This window comes from Vibrio sp. Vb1574 (genome assembly GCF_033338675.1).
In genome coordinates, this window is record NZ_JAWOTC010000293.1 from 1 (window position 1) to 1,237 (window position 1,237).

Below are 1,237 nucleotides of genomic sequence, written 5' to 3' on the forward strand. Positions count from 1 at the left end.
ATATCGATGTGACCAAAGAACTGCCTATTGTCACGGGTTATGCATACTGCAAAGAAGGTTTGATGCACACTTATGACCGAGGCTACAGTGAAATGACGTTCAGTCGTATTGCCGCTATCACCAAAGCAGACTTAGCCATCATCCATAAAGAATACCATTTAAGTTCCGCAGACCCGCGCGTGGTCGGCCCAGAGAAAGTGTTGCCAATTGGAAGCACGAACTACGATGTAGCAGATCAACTTGCTAACTTGGGCATGGAGGCGATTCATCCCAATGCTGCCGCTGGTTTGCGCGAAAGTGGGATTGAGCTGCAAATCAAAAACACGTTTGAGCCAGAACATGAAGGTACGTTGATATCTTCAGGGTATCGCCCAGAAGAAGACAAAGTGGAAATCATCGCCGGTAAAGAAAAGGTCTTCGCACTGCACTTGTTCGATCAAGCGATGGTCGGCAAGGTTGACAACGTGAGTTACGAATTGATGGAAATCATCTCTGATGCACGCGTCAGCTTGATCGGTAAAGAGATGAACGCTAACTCGATTACGTATTACCTTGGCGGTAGCTCAGACAGCTTAAACAAAGTGTTATACAAGGCCGAAAAACGTTACCCGAATGCCTCCATTAAAGGGCGAATGGTTGCGCTAATTTCAGCAATCGGTTCACACATCGACACTAACAAAACGTTAGCGAAAGGCGTACTTTCTCTCATGAACAGTGGTGTTACACCGGTGGCGTTGCACTCGTCACTGCGTAATGTAAACGTGCAATTTGTCGTCAGTGACAAAGAATATCAACGTGCCATTTGTGCATTACACGATGAATTTTTTACGCCTGTCGAAGGCTCGAACGCAATGGAGCATGTGGCTTAATTGATTCATCGATTTAGACGTTACAAAAGGAGCCTTTCGGCTCCTTTGTCTGTTTAGTGCCAACCAAATTTTAAATATTTGGCCTTGCGGTTTCATGAGTTGATGGTGGTAAGTGAGGCAAGGTGACTTGTGGTTGCTCGCCTGTCAGAGAACGTAAGAATTCAGTGATTTTGGTGGACTCTTCTTTCGTTAGCTTTTGACCAAGTTGCAGATCGGCCATCATTTCTACCGCTTCTTGAAGATCCCAAACAGACCCGTCATGGAAGTACGGGTAGGTCAATTCTACGTTACGTAAGGTTGGGACTTTGAAGACGAACTTATCGAAATCACTTCCGGTAATGGCTTTGCGGCCAACATCTGGGTTGTCT

At 45.8% G+C, this 1,237-nt stretch carries 2 pseudogenes; one reads left to right on the forward strand and one right to left on the reverse strand.

The features are described 5' to 3' along the window. Window positions 1–869 (forward strand): annotated as a pseudogene (locus R7O12_RS25645) (aspartate kinase); the annotation flags it as partial. Window positions 870–939: 70 nt separating this feature from the next. On the opposite strand, the pseudogene R7O12_RS25650 reads toward R7O12_RS25645, so the two are convergent. Further along, window positions 940–1,237 (reverse strand): annotated as a pseudogene (locus R7O12_RS25650) (cytochrome B6); the annotation flags it as partial.